This window comes from Colwellia psychrerythraea, from assembly GCF_000764185.1.
GTDB classification, from domain to species: Bacteria; Pseudomonadota; Gammaproteobacteria; order Enterobacterales; family Alteromonadaceae; genus Colwellia; species Colwellia psychrerythraea_B.
Map to the genome: position 1 here is coordinate 85,849 of NZ_JQEC01000047.1, position 15,100 is coordinate 100,948.

The window sequence follows — 15,100 nt, forward strand, 5'->3', positions numbered from 1 at the left end:
CCTACTACTTTGCGCTATTTTGCTGTAATTAACTGTTATGTTTTTTAACTAGCTCGCGCACCCAAGGACGAATGCTATTGCGCGCTAAAATTTCATTACGAAAACGTAGACAGATGATCAATGCAACTAAGAAAGAAAAGCCAATAAAACAAAAGATAAATGGCCATAACATATCAAGTGACATGGATGGTTTGCCTAATTTGCTAACTGTAGAGCCCTGATGCAGGGTATTCCACCACTCTACTGAGTATTTAATGATTGGTATGTTTACCACACCTACCAAGGTAAGTATGCCAGCCGCTTTACCCGCTAAGTTTTTATCTTCAAAGGCATTATGTAAAGCTATTACCCCAAGGTACAAAAATAATAAGATAAGTTCTGATGTTAAACGTGCATCCCAAATCCACCAAGTTCCCCACATAGGTTTACCCCAGGCAGCACCGGTAATTAATGCTATAGCAGTAAAAGCTGCACCAACGGGCGCCATAGCTGCTGCAGACGCATCGGCTAGTTTTAATTGCCATACTAAGCTGCTAAATGCTGCTATTGCCATGGATACATAGATACCCATAGATAAAGAAGCTGCAGGTACATGGATATAGAAAATTCGAAAGCTGTGTCCTTGCTGATAATCAGCAGGGGCAAATAATAATGCCCAGACTAAGCCTATGCTTAGAAAAATGGCCGAGAAAGCGCTTAACCAAGGTAACAACCTATTGGTAAGGTGATAAGACACTTCAGGGTTTGCGTAAGGGTGTAACCATTTCCACATTAATTAATACTCACTAATTTTTGTCGATTATAAGGCAGGATTACCGTGTTATGCTTCATGACAAAGTAACAGTGCTCTTTCGTGTTTATATTGGGCGTTACCATTTCCACTTGCCACCTATCATGTTAATTGGTACTCACTTTGAGGGCTGCGCCAACAGCAAAAGGCGCAAGCGTTAAAGATCCAAAGAATAATGCGGCGATTATAGCAAGTTGGCCGCTGTAAGGTAAGCCAAGTGCTGCTGTGTCTATGGCACTGGTGGCAAAAATTAATACCGGTATGTAAAGCGGTAACACCAGTAAGCTAAGTAATACGCCGCCTTTTTTTATGCCGACGGTAAGAGCAACGCCCACTGCGCCAAGCAAACTAAGCACAGGTGTGCCAAGTAATAAGGTAAGAAACAATGCGCTATAACTGTTTTCATCTAAATGCAGCAGTACTGCTAGCAGTGGCGCAATCAAGATAATTGGCAAACCCGTTATTAACCAGTGGGCAAATATTTTGGCTAAGACTAATACAAAAATTGGATGAGGACTTAATAACATTTGCTCGAGAGAGCCATCAAGGTGGTCAGATTTAAATAAACGATCTAATGATAAAAGTGTTGCTAGCAGGGCTGCCACCCAAATAATGCCTGGAGCAATTCGACTTAAGGTTTGTGCTTCTGGACCAATACCCAAAGGAAAGAGGGTAATGACGATAACAAAAAATAGTAAGGGGTTGATAATGTCATCTTTATGGCGCATGGCAATGGTAAGGTCACGTTTCAAAACCAACATAAAAGCATGGCGATAAGAGAGTTGTGCTGATGACTGTGCGTTACTTGTTAACTCTGAGTTTTGCAATTCTGAGTTATGCAATGTATCACCTTCTAACGCGAGACCCTTGATTACAGAATCATCGATAATAGCTGTTAATTTTTCAGTCTCTTGCGTTGACTGGGTTTTTAGGGTCATTTGGTTACTTTTCTCTAAACGCTATAAACGAAATACATATACTCGTTATCACTCAATATGCATGTTTCATAGTGCACTTTAAATGGTAAAGGGTATCTTAATCAAAAGCACTATCATAGCTATCATCTAAGGTGATCTTTTTGATTTGTTCTGGCTTAATGCTAATTAAATCTTGATGTGTGGTTAAAATGATACAACCACCGCGCTGTGCATGTGTGGTGAATAATTTCTCTAAGCTAGCAACGCCTTGTTTATCAATGGCAGTAAAAGGCTCATCTAAAATCCAAATAGGTGCATGACTTTGATATAAGCGAGCCAACGCAATACGTCTATGCTGACCGGCACTTAAATGTGATGCCAAACTATCTTCAAAGCCGGAGAGATTCACTTTGGATAAATAAGCCAAGCTTTGATCTGTTTTGTTACCGTGTAAGGCTAAATTAAAGTCGAGATTCTCTTCTGCGGTCATTTCGCCTTTTACCCCGGCTAAATGACCGAAATATAATAAATTTTCATGGAAATCTTCTCGGCAGCGATGAATAGCTTGGCCTTTATAGTGAACTTGACCATCATAAGGTTGAGACAAGCCAGATAAAATGCGTAGTAAGCTGGTTTTTCCTGAGCCATTAGGCCCTTCAACTTGCACAATATCACCGGCATTTATTTCAACGGATAATTCGTCAAATAATAAGCGTTCTTCTCGAATGCAGGTTAACTTTACCGCACTGAGCAAAGGTGTTGAGGTTTGTTTGGGCAATGTCTTCACTTATTCTTTATCAACGTTGAGTAAAAGTTTATCGCATTAAGCTAGGAGAGTGAATTCTAGCGTATGATTGTCGAGTAATCCTTGATATGGATCGTATAATCACTTTGGGTGATATAATACCATAGCCAAGATTAACATAGCCCAGAAAGTTGTAACATTATGAAACAACTTGAGCCCTTAATTTACATTAATATTTCGCCTAATAAAATGTTAGTATGACGCGGTAATATTTAACCTCATTAGTATCGAAAACTAATTATTAGAGGTTAATTGTTTTTTTGAAGTAGAGCGGAGAACTCAATGATACCTGACCTGGTAGCAACCCAAATGCCTGAGCTTATACCTGAGCTTGGTCACTTAGCCCTTATTATTGCTTTAGCATTTTCTATTTGCTTAAGTCTTATCCCATTAATAGGTGTTCATAGCCCAGAACAGAGTTCTTTGAAAAAACTCATGGGATATGCCAAACCATTAGCTTATGGTATGTTTCTCTTTACTGGCATCAGTCTTATCATTCTTGCCTATAGTTTTGTCGTAGATGATTTTTCAGTTAAATATATTGCCAGTCATTCAAATACTCATTTACCTTATTATTTTAAAATCAGTGCCGTTTGGGGCGGGCATGAAGGTTCCTTATTGTTGTGGGTTTTCTCCCTAACTGCCTGGACTGCTGCAGTAGCACGTTTTTCAGATGCTATTGAAGAGGAATTTATTGCTCGAGTCTTAGCTGTAATGGGTATGATTGCTATCGGATTTATCGCTTTTACCTTGTTAACGTCTAATCCTTTTGACCGTTTATGGCCCAATGTTCCCATGGAAGGTCGTGATTTAAATCCATTATTACAAGATGTCGGTTTAATTATTCATCCGCCATTATTATATTTTGGCTACGTTGGTTTTGCCGTCGCTTTTGCTTTCGCCGTTGCTGCGTTAATGGCTGGAAAAATGGATGCCGCTTGGGCTCGCTGGTCTCGTCCTTGGACAGTAGGTGCTTGGGTATTTTTAACTATAGGTATCGCACTTGGTAGCTGGTGGGCATACTATGAGCTTGGCTGGGGCGGATGGTGGTTCTGGGATCCTGTTGAAAACGCATCCTTTATGCCTTGGCTTGTTGGTACCGCACTGATCCACTCATTAGCGGTAACAGAAAAACGTGGTACTTTTAAAAACTGGACTATTTTACTGGCAATATTTGCTTTTGGCTTAAGTTTATTAGGCACATTCTTAGTACGCTCAGGGGTAATTACTTCTGTGCATTCTTTTGCAGCTGACCCTTCTCGCGGTATCTTCATTTTGGTGATTTTAGCGATAGCGATGGGCGGAGCGTTAACCTTGTATGCCTTTAGAGCTAATAAAGTGGCGAGTTTTTCACGTTTTGCTTTTTATTCCCGTGAAACAGCGTTACTACTTTGTAACGTTATATTGGTTATTGCCACGATGACTGTACTTCTTGGTACTTTATACCCCTTATTGGTTGATGCCTTAGGTTATGGGAAGATTTCGGTCGGCCCTCCGTATTTTAATGCCGTTTTTATTCCGATAATGAGTATTCTATTTATTTTTATGGGTATCGGTCCTTTAATTCGCTGGAAAAAAGCTAAAAAAGGTGAGCTCAGCAAGCAACTGTTAAAACCGTCAGTATTTAGTATTGCTTTTGGCTTAATGTTTCCAGTGGTTTACGGCGGTGAGTTTAATGCTTTAGTTGCCATGGGTATCACCTTAGCGACTTGGGTTTTCTTAGTTGTAGTTAAAGAAGTTAAAAACCAATATCAATTAGCCGGAAAATTAACTACCAGTCATTTAGGAATGGCAACGGCTCATGCAGGTATTGCTATCACTATTGTTGGTGTCACTATTGTTTCCATGTATGAAAGTGAAACCAATGTAAAAATGTCGCTAAACGAAAGAGTTACTGTTTCTGGTTATGAAATTGAGTTCAAAGGCATTAAACATGTCGAAGGGCCAAACTATAGTGCCGAGCAGGGGCAAATTAATATTTATAAAGTAACTGGCGAAAACGAAAGTGACTTTGTTAGCTTACTTAAACCAGAGCGTCGTGAATATCGTGTGCAAACCATGGGCATGACCGAAGCCGGTATTGACCCTGGTTTGTTCCGGGATGTCTATGTTGCCTTAGGTGACCCATTACCGGGTGGTGCTTGGGCAATAAGAGTGCACTATAAGCCATTTGTTCGTTGGATTTGGTTAGGTGCTATTTTCATGGGAATTGGTGGCATTCTTTCTATGCTTGATAAACGTTATCGCCGTAAAAAAGCACTGGCTGCAGAGTCTGCTGCGATGGCTGACTCACGGGCTAATAACGTGGCCGCTGCTACAGTTTGTTCGGCAAAAGTGTCGGAGGCATAAACATGGGCAGTTTTATACGTTTTCTACCACTCATTTTAGTTATCGCTTTAGGTGTAGTGTTATATCGAGGTTTGTCTCTTAACCCACAAGATATGCCCTCGGCATTAGTGGGTAAGACAATGCCGGCTTTTGCACTAAAAACGCTAAAGGATAATGGACAAGTAGTCACTCAGGTTGATTTGTTAGGTGATATTGTCTTAGTTAATGTTTGGGCAACATGGTGTCCAACTTGTAAATACGAACATCCGTATTTAGTTGATATAGCAAAAGACCCACAAGTAAAACTTTATGGCTTGAACTATAAAGATGATCGGGCTGCAGCCCAGCAATGGCTGAAAAATTATGATGATCCTTATGTATTTTCAATTTTTGATGAAGAAGGTACCTTAGGTTTAGATTTAGGTGTTTATGGTGCACCGGAAACGTTTGTTATTGATCATCATGGCATTATTCGTAAACGTTTTGCTGGCGCCATTGATACTAGAGTATGGCGACGTGAGTTTGAGCCATTAATTGCTCAGCTAGTTGAAGAAAAAAATCAGGGGAAATAACATGCGCTTAATCAGTATACTTCTACTTACATTAGTATTCGCTTTTAGTGTTAATCCGGTAAAAGCTAGTCCCGTTGATACTTATGAATTTAATGATGAAGTGACTAAAATTCGCTTTCAAGCATTGACCAAAGAATTACGATGTCCTAAGTGTCAAAATCAAAACTTAGCCGACTCAAACTCACCAATTGCCGCTGATTTACGCAAAGAGCTTTATGAGCTATTACAACAGGGTAAGGCAGACAGCGAAATTGTCAACTTTATGGTAGACCGTTATGGTGAGTTTGTTTTGTATCGACCAAGAGTTTCATCGTTAACCTACATATTATGGTTTGGTCCGATAGTACTAATTTTGTTAGGCTTTATTGTCGTTATTGTCATTGTGCGCAGAAAACCAGTGGCTAAAAGTGATTTGGTTTTATCGAAAGAGCAACAAGATAAACTTAAAAACTTTTTAAATGATAAATAGCAACTCGACACCTTAAAAGAAGTAGTAGATAACATTATGGAATTCTTAATAATCGGCCTTATATTTTTAATTTTATTATTATTAATGGTATGGCGACCTTTCTTTAAACAGAAAACACAACAAGTAAGTGTTAATGGTAACTTACGTGATGAAACCAATGTCCGTTTATACCATGAGCACAAACAAGAAATAGAAAAAGATTATAATGAAAATAGGATGGATGAGGAGAACTATCAATACTTGCTAGCTGAGCTTGATAATACCTTATTACAAGATATTGAAAGTACCACTAAAGCAGATAACTTAGCTATCGGTAAGGGTAAAAAATATTCTCCTTTTTGGCCATTAGGCTTGAGTGTATTTATAATCATTTTTTCTGTGGCGCTCTATAACAAACAAGGTAGTTACAAACTTATTACAGAGTTACCTGCGGGGCATGGTCAACAACAAGCTATGTCAGCAGATAAAATGCTGAAGCAACGTGAAATTCAAGCGATGGCACATATTGAAAAGCTGCAACAGCATATTGAAGCAACCCCTGAAGATAGTGAAGCTTGGTATAACTTAGGGCAAACCTATGTTGCGGTGGGTAGTTTTGATGAAGCGATTGCTGCCTTTACCCAAGTGATGAAAATTGAAGGCGAACATGCCGATTTATTAGGCGCTATTGCACAAGCGCTTTATTATAAAAATGACCAACAAATTAATGCCCAAGTACAAGAGTATATTGATAAAGCATTAGCCCTTGATGTAAACGATGCATCAACTAATATCTTACTCGGTATGCACAATTTCATTGGTGAAAATTACCAGAGTGCCATTACTTATTGGCAGCGTGTTATTGATGAAAATAATAAAGGCGTTAATATTGAAGCCCTTAAAGAGGCTGTAGCTGAGGCTAAAAATAGGCTCGGTAACTTTGCTAGTAATTCGGCAGCTAACTCAGCAAGTAATTCGGCGCTGAATCAAGAGGCTAAAACACAAGAGCAAGCTAGCTCCGGACCACAATTAAAAGTGAGTGTTAGTTTGTCTGACGATATTGCCAAACAACTAGCGCAAGGCGAAGACCGAGTAGTATTTATTTATGCTGTACCAACTAATGGTCAGCGTATGCCACTTGCCGCGGTTAAAATGAAAGCCAGTGATTTACCAACCGTTATTGTATTAAACAACAGCCAAGCCATGAGCAGTGAACATACAATCGGCAGTGTAGAAAAAGTACATGTATATGCCATTGTTTCAATGCAAGGTGGTGTTGGCATTAAATCGGGAGACTATAAAGCTGAAGCCTTAGGTATTGAAGTTAACCGCAGTGAAACACTTGAGCTTATAGTGAATAAACTCGTTGAATAGTCTTGTTGAGTAAGCCTAGAGTATTAATTAATAATAAGAAGAAAAAGCCAAATGAAATCTCGCTTTAGTGCACGGAAAGAAAATAGCGACTGTACCGTTGAAGATAATGCTGCTGAAGGTAATACTGCCGATAAGAAAAGTTTAACAACGGCAGTATTAATAACTAATTTAGGTTCGCCAGACGAACCTAGTACTAGTGCCTTACGTCGTTATTTACGAGAATTCTTATCAGATAGAAGGGTGGTTGAAATACCTCGTTTGATCTGGCTTTTGATTTTACACGGAATTATTTTACGTATTAGACCGGCAAAATCAGCCAAGTTATACCAAAGTATTTGGCAAGATGACGGCGCACCTTTACTGACTATCACCGCTGCGCAAAAACAAAAATTAGCCATGAAAATTAAAGCACAATATGGTGATAATGTTATTGTTGATTACGCCATGCGTTATGGTAATCCATCAATAGCTAGCGCTTTACAGAAATTTCAGCAACAAGGCGTCGATAAAATTGTGGTATTACCTTTGTACCCACAATATGCAGGGCCAACAACGGGCTCTACCTTCGATGCTTTAAGTAAAGAGCTGCAACAATGGCGTTATGTGCCATCAATCTACTTTTTAAATACCTATCACCACAACCCGCTTTATATTAAGGCATTAATCAATACTATTGTTGAACATGTTAAAGCGTATGGTAAGCCTGATAAACTGGTGTTGTCATACCACGGTATGCCGGAGCTTTTTCGCCAGTGGGGTGATCCTTATTATGATTTTTGCTTACAAACAACTGACTTGTTAAAACAGCAGTTATTAACGACAAGTATCGCCGAACAATGTGGCTTTAAGGATGATGAGATCATTTCAACTTTTCAATCTCGTTTTGGTAAAGCACAATGGCTACAGCCTTATACCGATGAAACATTAGCTAATCTACCAGAACAAGGTGATAAACACATTGCTATTTTAAGTCCTGCTTTTAGTAGTGATTGCCTGGAAACACTGGAAGAATTAGAGCATGAAAACCGGGAGATATTCATCAATGCTGGTGGTGAGTATTACCATTATATTGCTGCATTAAACGATCGTGACGATCATATTGATGCTTTGTTTGATGTGTTAGTGCCAGCTTTGGGTTCACCGAACTCCCTTAATTAGGCAGTGAGCTAGTTACAAAGCTAGTCATAAAGCCAACTACTCACTTGCTAAGCCAGATATAAATAGTATACTGTTTATATGTACAGTTATCCTGGTGTAGGTAATAAATGAGTAATCAGCGAAAAATAATTCACATAGATATGGACTGTTTTTATGCTGCCGTTGAAATGCGAGATTTTCCTGAATATCGAAATATCCCGCTGGCAGTGGGTGGCGATGGCCCTCGTAGTGTCTTGTGCACCAGTAACTATCAAGCACGTCAATTTGGTGTCCGTGCTGCCATGCCAGCTATCAAAGCTAAACAACTTTGCCCAAATCTGACCATAGTTCATGGCCGAATGGATGTATATAAAGAAACCTCTAAACATATCAGAGAAATATTCTCTCGCTATACCGATCTTATTGAGCCTTTATCCCTAGATGAGGCCTTTCTTGATGTCACTGAGGCAACTATGTGTCAGGGCAGCGCGACACTTATTGCGGGACAAATTAGAGCAGATATTTTTAATGAGTTGAACTTGACTGCATCTGCAGGTATTGCACCGAATAAGTTTTTGGCTAAAATTGCCAGCGACGAAAATAAGCCTAATGGTCAATGTGTAATCACCCCAGATAAAGTCGCGAATTTTGTTGAACAATTATCGCTAAAGAAGATACCGGGCATTGGTCCTAAAACCTTTGAAAAACTCAATCGTCATGGTTATGTCACTTGTGCGGATGTACGTCAAAGTAATATAAGAGCATTACAGAATATTGTCGGTAAATTTGCTAATAGTTTGTATTTAAAGGCTCATGGTGTCGATAACCGTGCTCTAGAGGTAAGTCGACAGCGAAAGTCACTCGCCATTGAAACAACGTTAATGCAAGATATATCGACCCAGGATGAGTGCCAACTAGTTATAGAGTCCTTATATCAAAAGTTATTAACTCGACTAGCACCGCACAGTAATAGAGAAATTATTAGGCAAGGAGTAAAGCTTAAGTTTGCTGACTTTAATCAGACCACTGTTGAGACACAGAGTAATGAATGTCAGCAAGTACTTTTTAATAACTTACTGTCAAAAGCATATAGTAGAGCTAATCAACGAGGTATTCGCTTAGTTGGTCTAACACTTGGTTTTGCGGACACTCCCGGTGAAAGCCATCAGCTACAGCTATCGCTCTAGCATTCCCCTACCTAAGAAGTAAAACCTTGAAATAAACTTCACTACACTTCGTTGTTGGTTTATTAGCCTAGGAAGAATATTCGTCGATTGAATTACGTCAAAAACTTGAGCAATGAGAGTTTTTCCAGCAGATATGTATGCGGCAGTGGGAAGCTGAATGAAAAAAACTATTTAACCTGAACTCTGGATAGTGAGTGCTTGATATTTAAGTAAAAACAACAGTTTGCGGTTATTAAAAATAAAAATCACTGGATTAAATAGCGATATACTCTATCACTTTATTCGATTATCAAGGCAAAATGTTTATGAATAACGGGTTATTTATCGACGTTTTAACGCTGGGAATTGGATAAAGGGGAATATTGAGCAAATGCTGCTTATCCAGAGTTCAGGTTATTTAAGTGATCAAGGTTTTACTGCTAACCAATGTCGAAATGGTAATCCCCTCGATAATAATCGAAGAGTGGTTATGACTGCTTTATCATTGCTCATGACCTTGATCAAAAAGGCGACAGTACAACAATTATTCAAGAATTGCGTGAAAGTTGCGAAATTGATTGGTATCTTCAAGCCCAGCTTGCGTATAATAAGCGATTTGGCGACAAGTATTGTATTAATGAAAACATTGATAGCGAGCTTGATAAAAAAGCAGAGCAGAAACAACACGCCAAGAAGATTCGTTTTTTACAATAGTGCGCTTATTCCAGTGATGAATTTTTTGCTGTATTAGATTGAACTACAGAATGTAGAGTCATAACTAGAATAAACCCTGAATTTAAATAGACCTAAAATCGATTTGTTGAGTATCCCATGATTAAAAGCACCGCCGAAGTCCGTCAGGCATTTTTAGATTTTTTTGCCACCAAACAACATCAAATAGTTAAAAGTAGCTCGTTAGTACCGGGTAATGATGCCACGTTATTGTTTACCAATGCCGGCATGGTTCCTTTTAAAGATGTGTTCTTAGGCTCAGAGAAGCGCAGTTATACCCGAGCAACCTCAGCACAACGTTGTGTGCGAGCTGGTGGTAAACATAACGATTTAGAGAATGTGGGCTACACAGCACGCCATCACACCTTTTTTGAAATGATGGGTAATTTTAGTTTTGGTGATTATTTTAAAGAAGAGGCGATATTTTTTGCTTGGGATTTTTTAACTGACATTTTAAAAATACCAAAAGATAAACTTACGGTTACTGTATTCGAAGAAGATGATGAAGCCGAAAAATTTTGGATTGAGAAAGTAGGTGTCCCGGCAGAGCGTGTTATTCGTATAGGTGCTAAAGATAACTTCTGGTCTATGGGAGACACTGGCCCTTGTGGACCTTGCTCTGAGATATTTTATGATCACGGAGCAGATGTTTTTGGTGGACCTCCAGGCTCACCTGATGAAGACGGTGATCGTTTTATTGAAATATGGAATATAGTATTTATGCAATATAACCGTCAAAGCGACGGAACTATGGAGCCATTACCTAACCCATCAATAGACACCGGCATGGGCTTAGAGCGTATTTCTGCTATTATGCAAAATGTGCATAGCAACTATGAAATTGATATTTTCCAAGCATTAATTAAAGATACTGCACAATTACTTGGTTGTACTGATCTTGAGCATAAGTCACTACGTGTTATTAGCGATCACATTCGCTCATGTAGTTTTTTAATTGTTGATGGTGTTGTGCCTTCAAATGAAGGCCGTGGTTATGTACTTCGCCGAATTATACGTCGTGCTATCCGTCATGGTCATAAATTAGAAGCTAATGGACACTTCTTTCACAAAATTGTTGCCTCATTAATTGAACAAATGGGTGAAGCATACCCTGAGTTAGTCCAACAACAAGCGATTATTGAAAAACTATTACGCATTGAAGAAGAGCAATTTGGCCGTACTTTAGACCGCGGTATGATCTTACTTGAAGATATCTTAGCGAATTTATCTGGCGATACCATTCAAGGTGTTGATGTCTTTAAGTTATATGATACTTATGGTTTTCCTGCCGACTTGACCGCGGACATTGCTCGTGAACGTCAATTGAAAATTGATCACGATGGCTTTGATGCAGCGATGAAGCAACAGCGAGAGCGTGCCCAGAAAGCGAGTCAATTTGGTACTGATTATAATCAACAACTGAAATCTGATCACAAAACTGCTTTTAAAGGCTATGACAATGATTCATATTCAGCGACTGTAGTTGAGTTATTTAATAGCCAAGATCAAGAAGCGATCCAGCAGTTAAATTCAGGTGATCAGGGCATTGTCATTTTAGATCATACACCGTTTTATGCTGAATCTGGCGGTCAAGCAGGTGATAGCGGTTTGTTACACCTCGATGGTGGAGTCTTTGAAGTAACAGATACGATTAAATTAGGTAATGCTTTTGCCCATAGAGGTACCGCACGTACAGATATTGGCTTAAACCGTAGGGTAAAAGCTGAAATCAACGTTGAGCGCAGAGCTGCTATAGTTAAAAACCATACTGCAACACATTTATTACATGCGGCATTACGCAAAGTACTGGGTGAACATGTTACTCAGAAAGGCTCATTATGTGATAATGATAAACTACGTTTTGATTTCTCTCATTTTGAAGGCGTTACCGCCCAAGAATTATATGCGGTTGAGCAAATGGTTAATGATGAAATTCGTCGTAACCACTCAAAGAAAACTGAGTCTATGTATATAGAAGAAGCTAAAGAAAAAGGTGCTATGGCACTCTTTGGTGAAAAGTACGATGACGAAGTTCGCGTAGTTACCCTTGGAGATTTTTCAATAGAGCTTTGTGGTGGTGTCCATGTTGATAGAACTGGTGATATTGGTATATTAAAAATTGTTTCTGAATCGGGTATCGCTGCAGGTGTTCGTCGTATCGAAGCTGTTACGGCTACCGGGGCACTTGACTTTATTAACCAGCAGGCCGCCTCTTTAACTAATATTGCCGCGTTGGTTAAGAGTGATGTGGCTAATGTTAGTGACAAAGTTGAGCTTCTAGTTAGTCGCTCTAAGCAGCTTGAAAAGGAAATAGGGCAACTTAAACAGGAATTAGCTGCACAAGCTGGCTCTGATTTAATTAATGATGCAATAGAGATTAATGGTGTTAAAGTTTTAATTGCTGATCTCGGTGGTGTAGAAAGCAAAGCACTTCGTGGCATGGTCGATGAGCTTAAAAATAAAATGCAATCAGGTGTTATTATGTTGGCAACTGCCAATGGACCAAAGGTTGGCTTGATTGCTGGCGTAACAAAAGACTTAATAGGCCGTGTTAAAGCCGGTGAGCTTGTTAATATGGTTGCTCAGCAAGTGGGCGGCAAAGGTGGTGGGCGTCCTGATATGGCGCAAGCAGGTGGTAGCCAGCCTGAAAATATCACGCCAGCCCTTGCTAGTGTCTCTGCATGGTTAGCTGATAAACTAGCTTAAATGCTAATTAAAAAAGTTAGCTAAAATGAATAGTTGGCTTAAATAAACTAAAAAGGAAGCGTTTGCTTCCTTTTTTATATTTCATGTTAAAAAAATGTTAATTTTAATGTTTTGTGCAACTTGTTGGTCAAATGTCACAAAAAACCACAAAAAATTGCAAATGATCACTGAATCGGTAGTTAAATTAGAGTATAAAACTATTCAAGGATATGGAAATCTTGCTAAAATATGAACGATAGATGTAGTTGCATAATTTTTTGCTGCTAATTATCGAAGCTTCATTGGGAACTATCATCGGATATGATGTTTTTGGTGAATAATGACTTTTTACTGAAAATTGACTATTAGTTATAGTGGATGGAGTAAAAAGTAACTAATTCTAATATATTACTAGCTTATATATATTTACTTAGTGATCTCACTTTAAAGGATAAGGAAGAAAATATGCTTATATTAACACGACGCGTAGGTGAAACATTAATGATTGGTGACGAAGTCACCGTAACTGTTTTAGGCGTTAAAGGAAATCAGGTAAGAATAGGTGTTAATGCGCCAAAAGAAATTTCAGTGCATCGTGAAGAAATTTACATGCGCATTCAAGCCGAAAAGGGTGGTACTGAAGTTTCAGGTAACAAAGTCTAATTAATAACTGCTTATAATAAGCCGGTTATTAGAGGCTTTTCAGAAAAGCGTTATTTAAAGATTTATTTAACAGCTAAAAAACACCGTTATGGCGGTGTTTTTTTATGTCTCAAACTCACATAATGATTAAAAAACAACACAATTGGCTGAATTGTCAGCAAACTGTAATTATTACTAAATAAATACTAAAAATTGTTTGACTTATTTTTAGAATCCCTTATTATTCGCACCCATTGGAGAGGTGGCCGAGTGGCCGAAGGCGCTCCCCTGCTAAGGGAGTATCTGGTTTGTAGCCGGATCGAGGGTTCGAATCCCTCCCTCTCCGCCATTATTCTTCTTATGAGGATTATGGTTGTGTGTAGAACGAAAGTTCACTATCTTTAAGGTAAGATATAAAAAATAACTTATTGAGGGCGCGTAGCTCAGCTGGATAGAGTACCTGGCTACGAACCAGGCGGTCGCAGGTTCGACTCCTGCCGCGCCCACCACTTTCTTCAAGTGATTAAATAATGAAGAGCAGCTATTGTAAAAGCTGGATAAAATTTATACTTTGGGCGCGTAGCTCAGCTGGATAGAGTACCTGGCTACGAACCAGGCGGTCGCAGGTTCGACTCCTGCCGCGCCCACCACATCAAAAGCCCCACCTTAGTAGGTGGGGCTTTTTTCGTTCTAAGGTTAGAGACTACCCAATACGGTATATAAACGCAGTATTGAGTTTTACTTAGTTCTCACTTACTTCAAGTGATTAAATAATGAAGAACTGCGGTTGTAAGCTTATTATGAAATATATTTTTTATAATTCCTTATTTTCGCACCCATTGGAGAGGTGGCCGAGTGGCCGAAGGCGCTCCCCTGCTAAGGGAGTATCTGGTTTGTAGCCGGATCGAGGGTTCGAATCCCTCCCTCTCCGCCATTATTTTTCTTATGAATAATTATGGTTGTGTAGAATGAAAGTTCACTATCTTTAGGCTAAGATATAAAAAATAGTTTATGAGGATACTAAGTTGACCGGATAAATTATATTTGATGGTTAAGTACTAGATTCGAATATCGATAAGCAACGATATAAAAAATAACTTAATTGAGGGCGCGTAGCTCAGCTGGATAGAGTACCTGGCTACGAACCAGGCGGTCGCAGGTTCGACTCCTGCCGCGCCCACCACTTTCTTCAAGTGATTAAATAATGAAGAGCAGCTATTGTTAAAGCTGGATAAAATTTTATACTTTGGGCGGGTAGTTCAGCTGGATCGGATTGTATAATCTGAAGGCTACGAGCAACGTTCGTATATCGACTAAGTAACGATATAAAATATAACTTGAATTAAGGGCGCGTAGCTCAGCTGGATAGAGTACCTGGCTACGAACCAGGCGGTCGCAGGTTCGACTCCTGCCGCGCCCACCACTTTCTTCAAGTGATTAAATAATGAAGAGCAGCTATTGTTAAAGCTGGATAAAATTTTATACTTTGGGCGGGTAGTTCAGC

At 39.2% G+C, this 15,100-nt stretch carries 11 protein-coding genes and 6 tRNA genes; 14 read left to right on the top strand and 3 right to left on the bottom strand.

What is annotated here, in order from left to right; translation table 11 throughout:
- Window positions 1–28 precede the first annotated feature (28 nt).
- From GAB14E_RS05565 to ccmA, 3 genes are all read right to left on the bottom strand, one after another.
- Window positions 29–772, bottom strand: coding sequence for a heme ABC transporter permease (locus GAB14E_RS05565; RefSeq protein WP_033083585.1), 744 nt, complete (start codon window positions 770–772; stop codon window positions 29–31).
- Window positions 773–897: 125 nt separating this feature from the next.
- Complete coding sequence (ccmB, locus tag GAB14E_RS0123310; protein ID WP_033083610.1) at window positions 898–1,551, bottom strand: heme exporter protein CcmB; 654 nt, start codon at window positions 1,549–1,551, stop codon at window positions 898–900.
- A gap of 274 nt (window positions 1,552–1,825) precedes the next feature.
- Complete coding sequence (gene ccmA / locus GAB14E_RS05560; RefSeq protein WP_033083586.1) at window positions 1,826–2,485, bottom strand: cytochrome c biogenesis heme-transporting ATPase CcmA; 660 nt, start codon at window positions 2,483–2,485, stop codon at window positions 1,826–1,828.
- Window positions 2,486–2,821: 336 nt separating this feature from the next.
- Here ccmA and GAB14E_RS05555 point away from each other — a divergent pair, with 336 nt between their 5' ends.
- From GAB14E_RS05555 to GAB14E_RS05490, 14 genes are all read left to right on the top strand, one after another.
- Complete coding sequence (locus tag GAB14E_RS05555) at window positions 2,822–4,861, top strand: heme lyase CcmF/NrfE family subunit (protein ID WP_033083611.1); 2,040 nt, start codon at window positions 2,822–2,824, stop codon at window positions 4,859–4,861.
- Window positions 4,862–4,863: 2 nt separating this feature from the next.
- Window positions 4,864–5,412, top strand: coding sequence for a DsbE family thiol:disulfide interchange protein (locus GAB14E_RS05550; protein ID WP_033083587.1), 549 nt, complete (start codon window positions 4,864–4,866; stop codon window positions 5,410–5,412).
- Between the two features lies 1 nt (window position 5,413).
- Window positions 5,414–5,881: a cytochrome c-type biogenesis protein gene (locus GAB14E_RS05545; RefSeq protein ID WP_033083588.1), complete on the top strand. Its 468-nt coding sequence runs from the start codon at window positions 5,414–5,416 to the stop codon at window positions 5,879–5,881.
- Between the two features lie 36 nt (window positions 5,882–5,917).
- Window positions 5,918–7,234 (top strand): c-type cytochrome biogenesis protein CcmI, encoded by a 1,317-nt coding sequence (ccmI, locus tag GAB14E_RS05540; protein ID WP_033083589.1) that lies wholly within the window; start codon window positions 5,918–5,920, stop codon window positions 7,232–7,234.
- 51 nt (window positions 7,235–7,285) lie between these two features.
- Window positions 7,286–8,392, top strand: coding sequence for a ferrochelatase (gene hemH / locus GAB14E_RS05535; protein WP_033083590.1), 1,107 nt, complete (start codon window positions 7,286–7,288; stop codon window positions 8,390–8,392).
- Between the two features lie 107 nt (window positions 8,393–8,499).
- Window positions 8,500–9,558 (top strand): DNA polymerase IV, encoded by a 1,059-nt coding sequence (dinB, locus tag GAB14E_RS05530; protein WP_033083591.1) that lies wholly within the window; start codon window positions 8,500–8,502, stop codon window positions 9,556–9,558.
- Between the two features lie 810 nt (window positions 9,559–10,368).
- Window positions 10,369–12,975 carry an alanine--tRNA ligase gene (alaS, locus tag GAB14E_RS05525; RefSeq protein ID WP_033083593.1) on the top strand — a complete coding sequence of 869 codons (2,607 nt, stop codon included), beginning with the start codon at window positions 10,369–10,371 and terminating at the stop codon, window positions 12,973–12,975.
- A 444-nt stretch (window positions 12,976–13,419) separates the two neighbouring features.
- Entirely contained in the window at window positions 13,420–13,617 is a 198-nt protein-coding gene (csrA, locus tag GAB14E_RS05520) for a carbon storage regulator CsrA (protein ID WP_033083594.1), read from the top strand.
- Window positions 13,618–13,852: 235 nt separating this feature from the next.
- A tRNA-Ser gene (locus tag GAB14E_RS05515) sits at window positions 13,853–13,945 on the top strand.
- A gap of 83 nt (window positions 13,946–14,028) precedes the next feature.
- Window positions 14,029–14,105: transfer RNA gene (locus tag GAB14E_RS05510), tRNA-Arg, on the top strand.
- 64 nt (window positions 14,106–14,169) lie between these two features.
- Window positions 14,170–14,246, top strand: a tRNA-Arg gene (locus GAB14E_RS05505).
- A 191-nt stretch (window positions 14,247–14,437) separates the two neighbouring features.
- Window positions 14,438–14,530 (top strand) — tRNA-Ser (locus tag GAB14E_RS05500).
- 172 nt (window positions 14,531–14,702) lie between these two features.
- Window positions 14,703–14,779, top strand: a tRNA-Arg gene (locus tag GAB14E_RS05495).
- Between the two features lie 163 nt (window positions 14,780–14,942).
- A tRNA-Arg gene (locus tag GAB14E_RS05490) sits at window positions 14,943–15,019 on the top strand.
- Window positions 15,020–15,100 lie beyond the last annotated feature (81 nt).

Excerpts from the sequence above, each read along its gene's own strand:
- GAB14E_RS05565 (WP_033083585.1), bottom strand. The coding sequence starts at position 772 with ATGTGGAAATGGTTACACCCTTACGCAAACCCTGAAGTGTCTTATCAC.
- ccmB (WP_033083610.1), bottom strand. The coding sequence starts at position 1,551 with ATGTTGGTTTTGAAACGTGACCTTACCATTGCCATGCGCCATAAAGAT.
- GAB14E_RS05555 (WP_033083611.1), top strand. The coding sequence starts at position 2,822 with ATGCCTGAGCTTATACCTGAGCTTGGTCACTTAGCCCTTATTATTGCT.
- GAB14E_RS05550 (WP_033083587.1), top strand. The coding sequence starts at position 4,864 with ATGGGCAGTTTTATACGTTTTCTACCACTCATTTTAGTTATCGCTTTA.
- GAB14E_RS05545 (WP_033083588.1), top strand. The coding sequence starts at position 5,414 with ATGCGCTTAATCAGTATACTTCTACTTACATTAGTATTCGCTTTTAGT.
- ccmI (WP_033083589.1), top strand. The coding sequence starts at position 5,918 with ATGGAATTCTTAATAATCGGCCTTATATTTTTAATTTTATTATTATTA.
- hemH (WP_033083590.1), top strand. The coding sequence starts at position 7,286 with ATGAAATCTCGCTTTAGTGCACGGAAAGAAAATAGCGACTGTACCGTT.
- dinB (WP_033083591.1), top strand. The coding sequence starts at position 8,500 with ATGAGTAATCAGCGAAAAATAATTCACATAGATATGGACTGTTTTTAT.
- alaS (WP_033083593.1), top strand. The coding sequence starts at position 10,369 with ATGATTAAAAGCACCGCCGAAGTCCGTCAGGCATTTTTAGATTTTTTT.
- csrA (WP_033083594.1), top strand. The coding sequence starts at position 13,420 with ATGCTTATATTAACACGACGCGTAGGTGAAACATTAATGATTGGTGAC.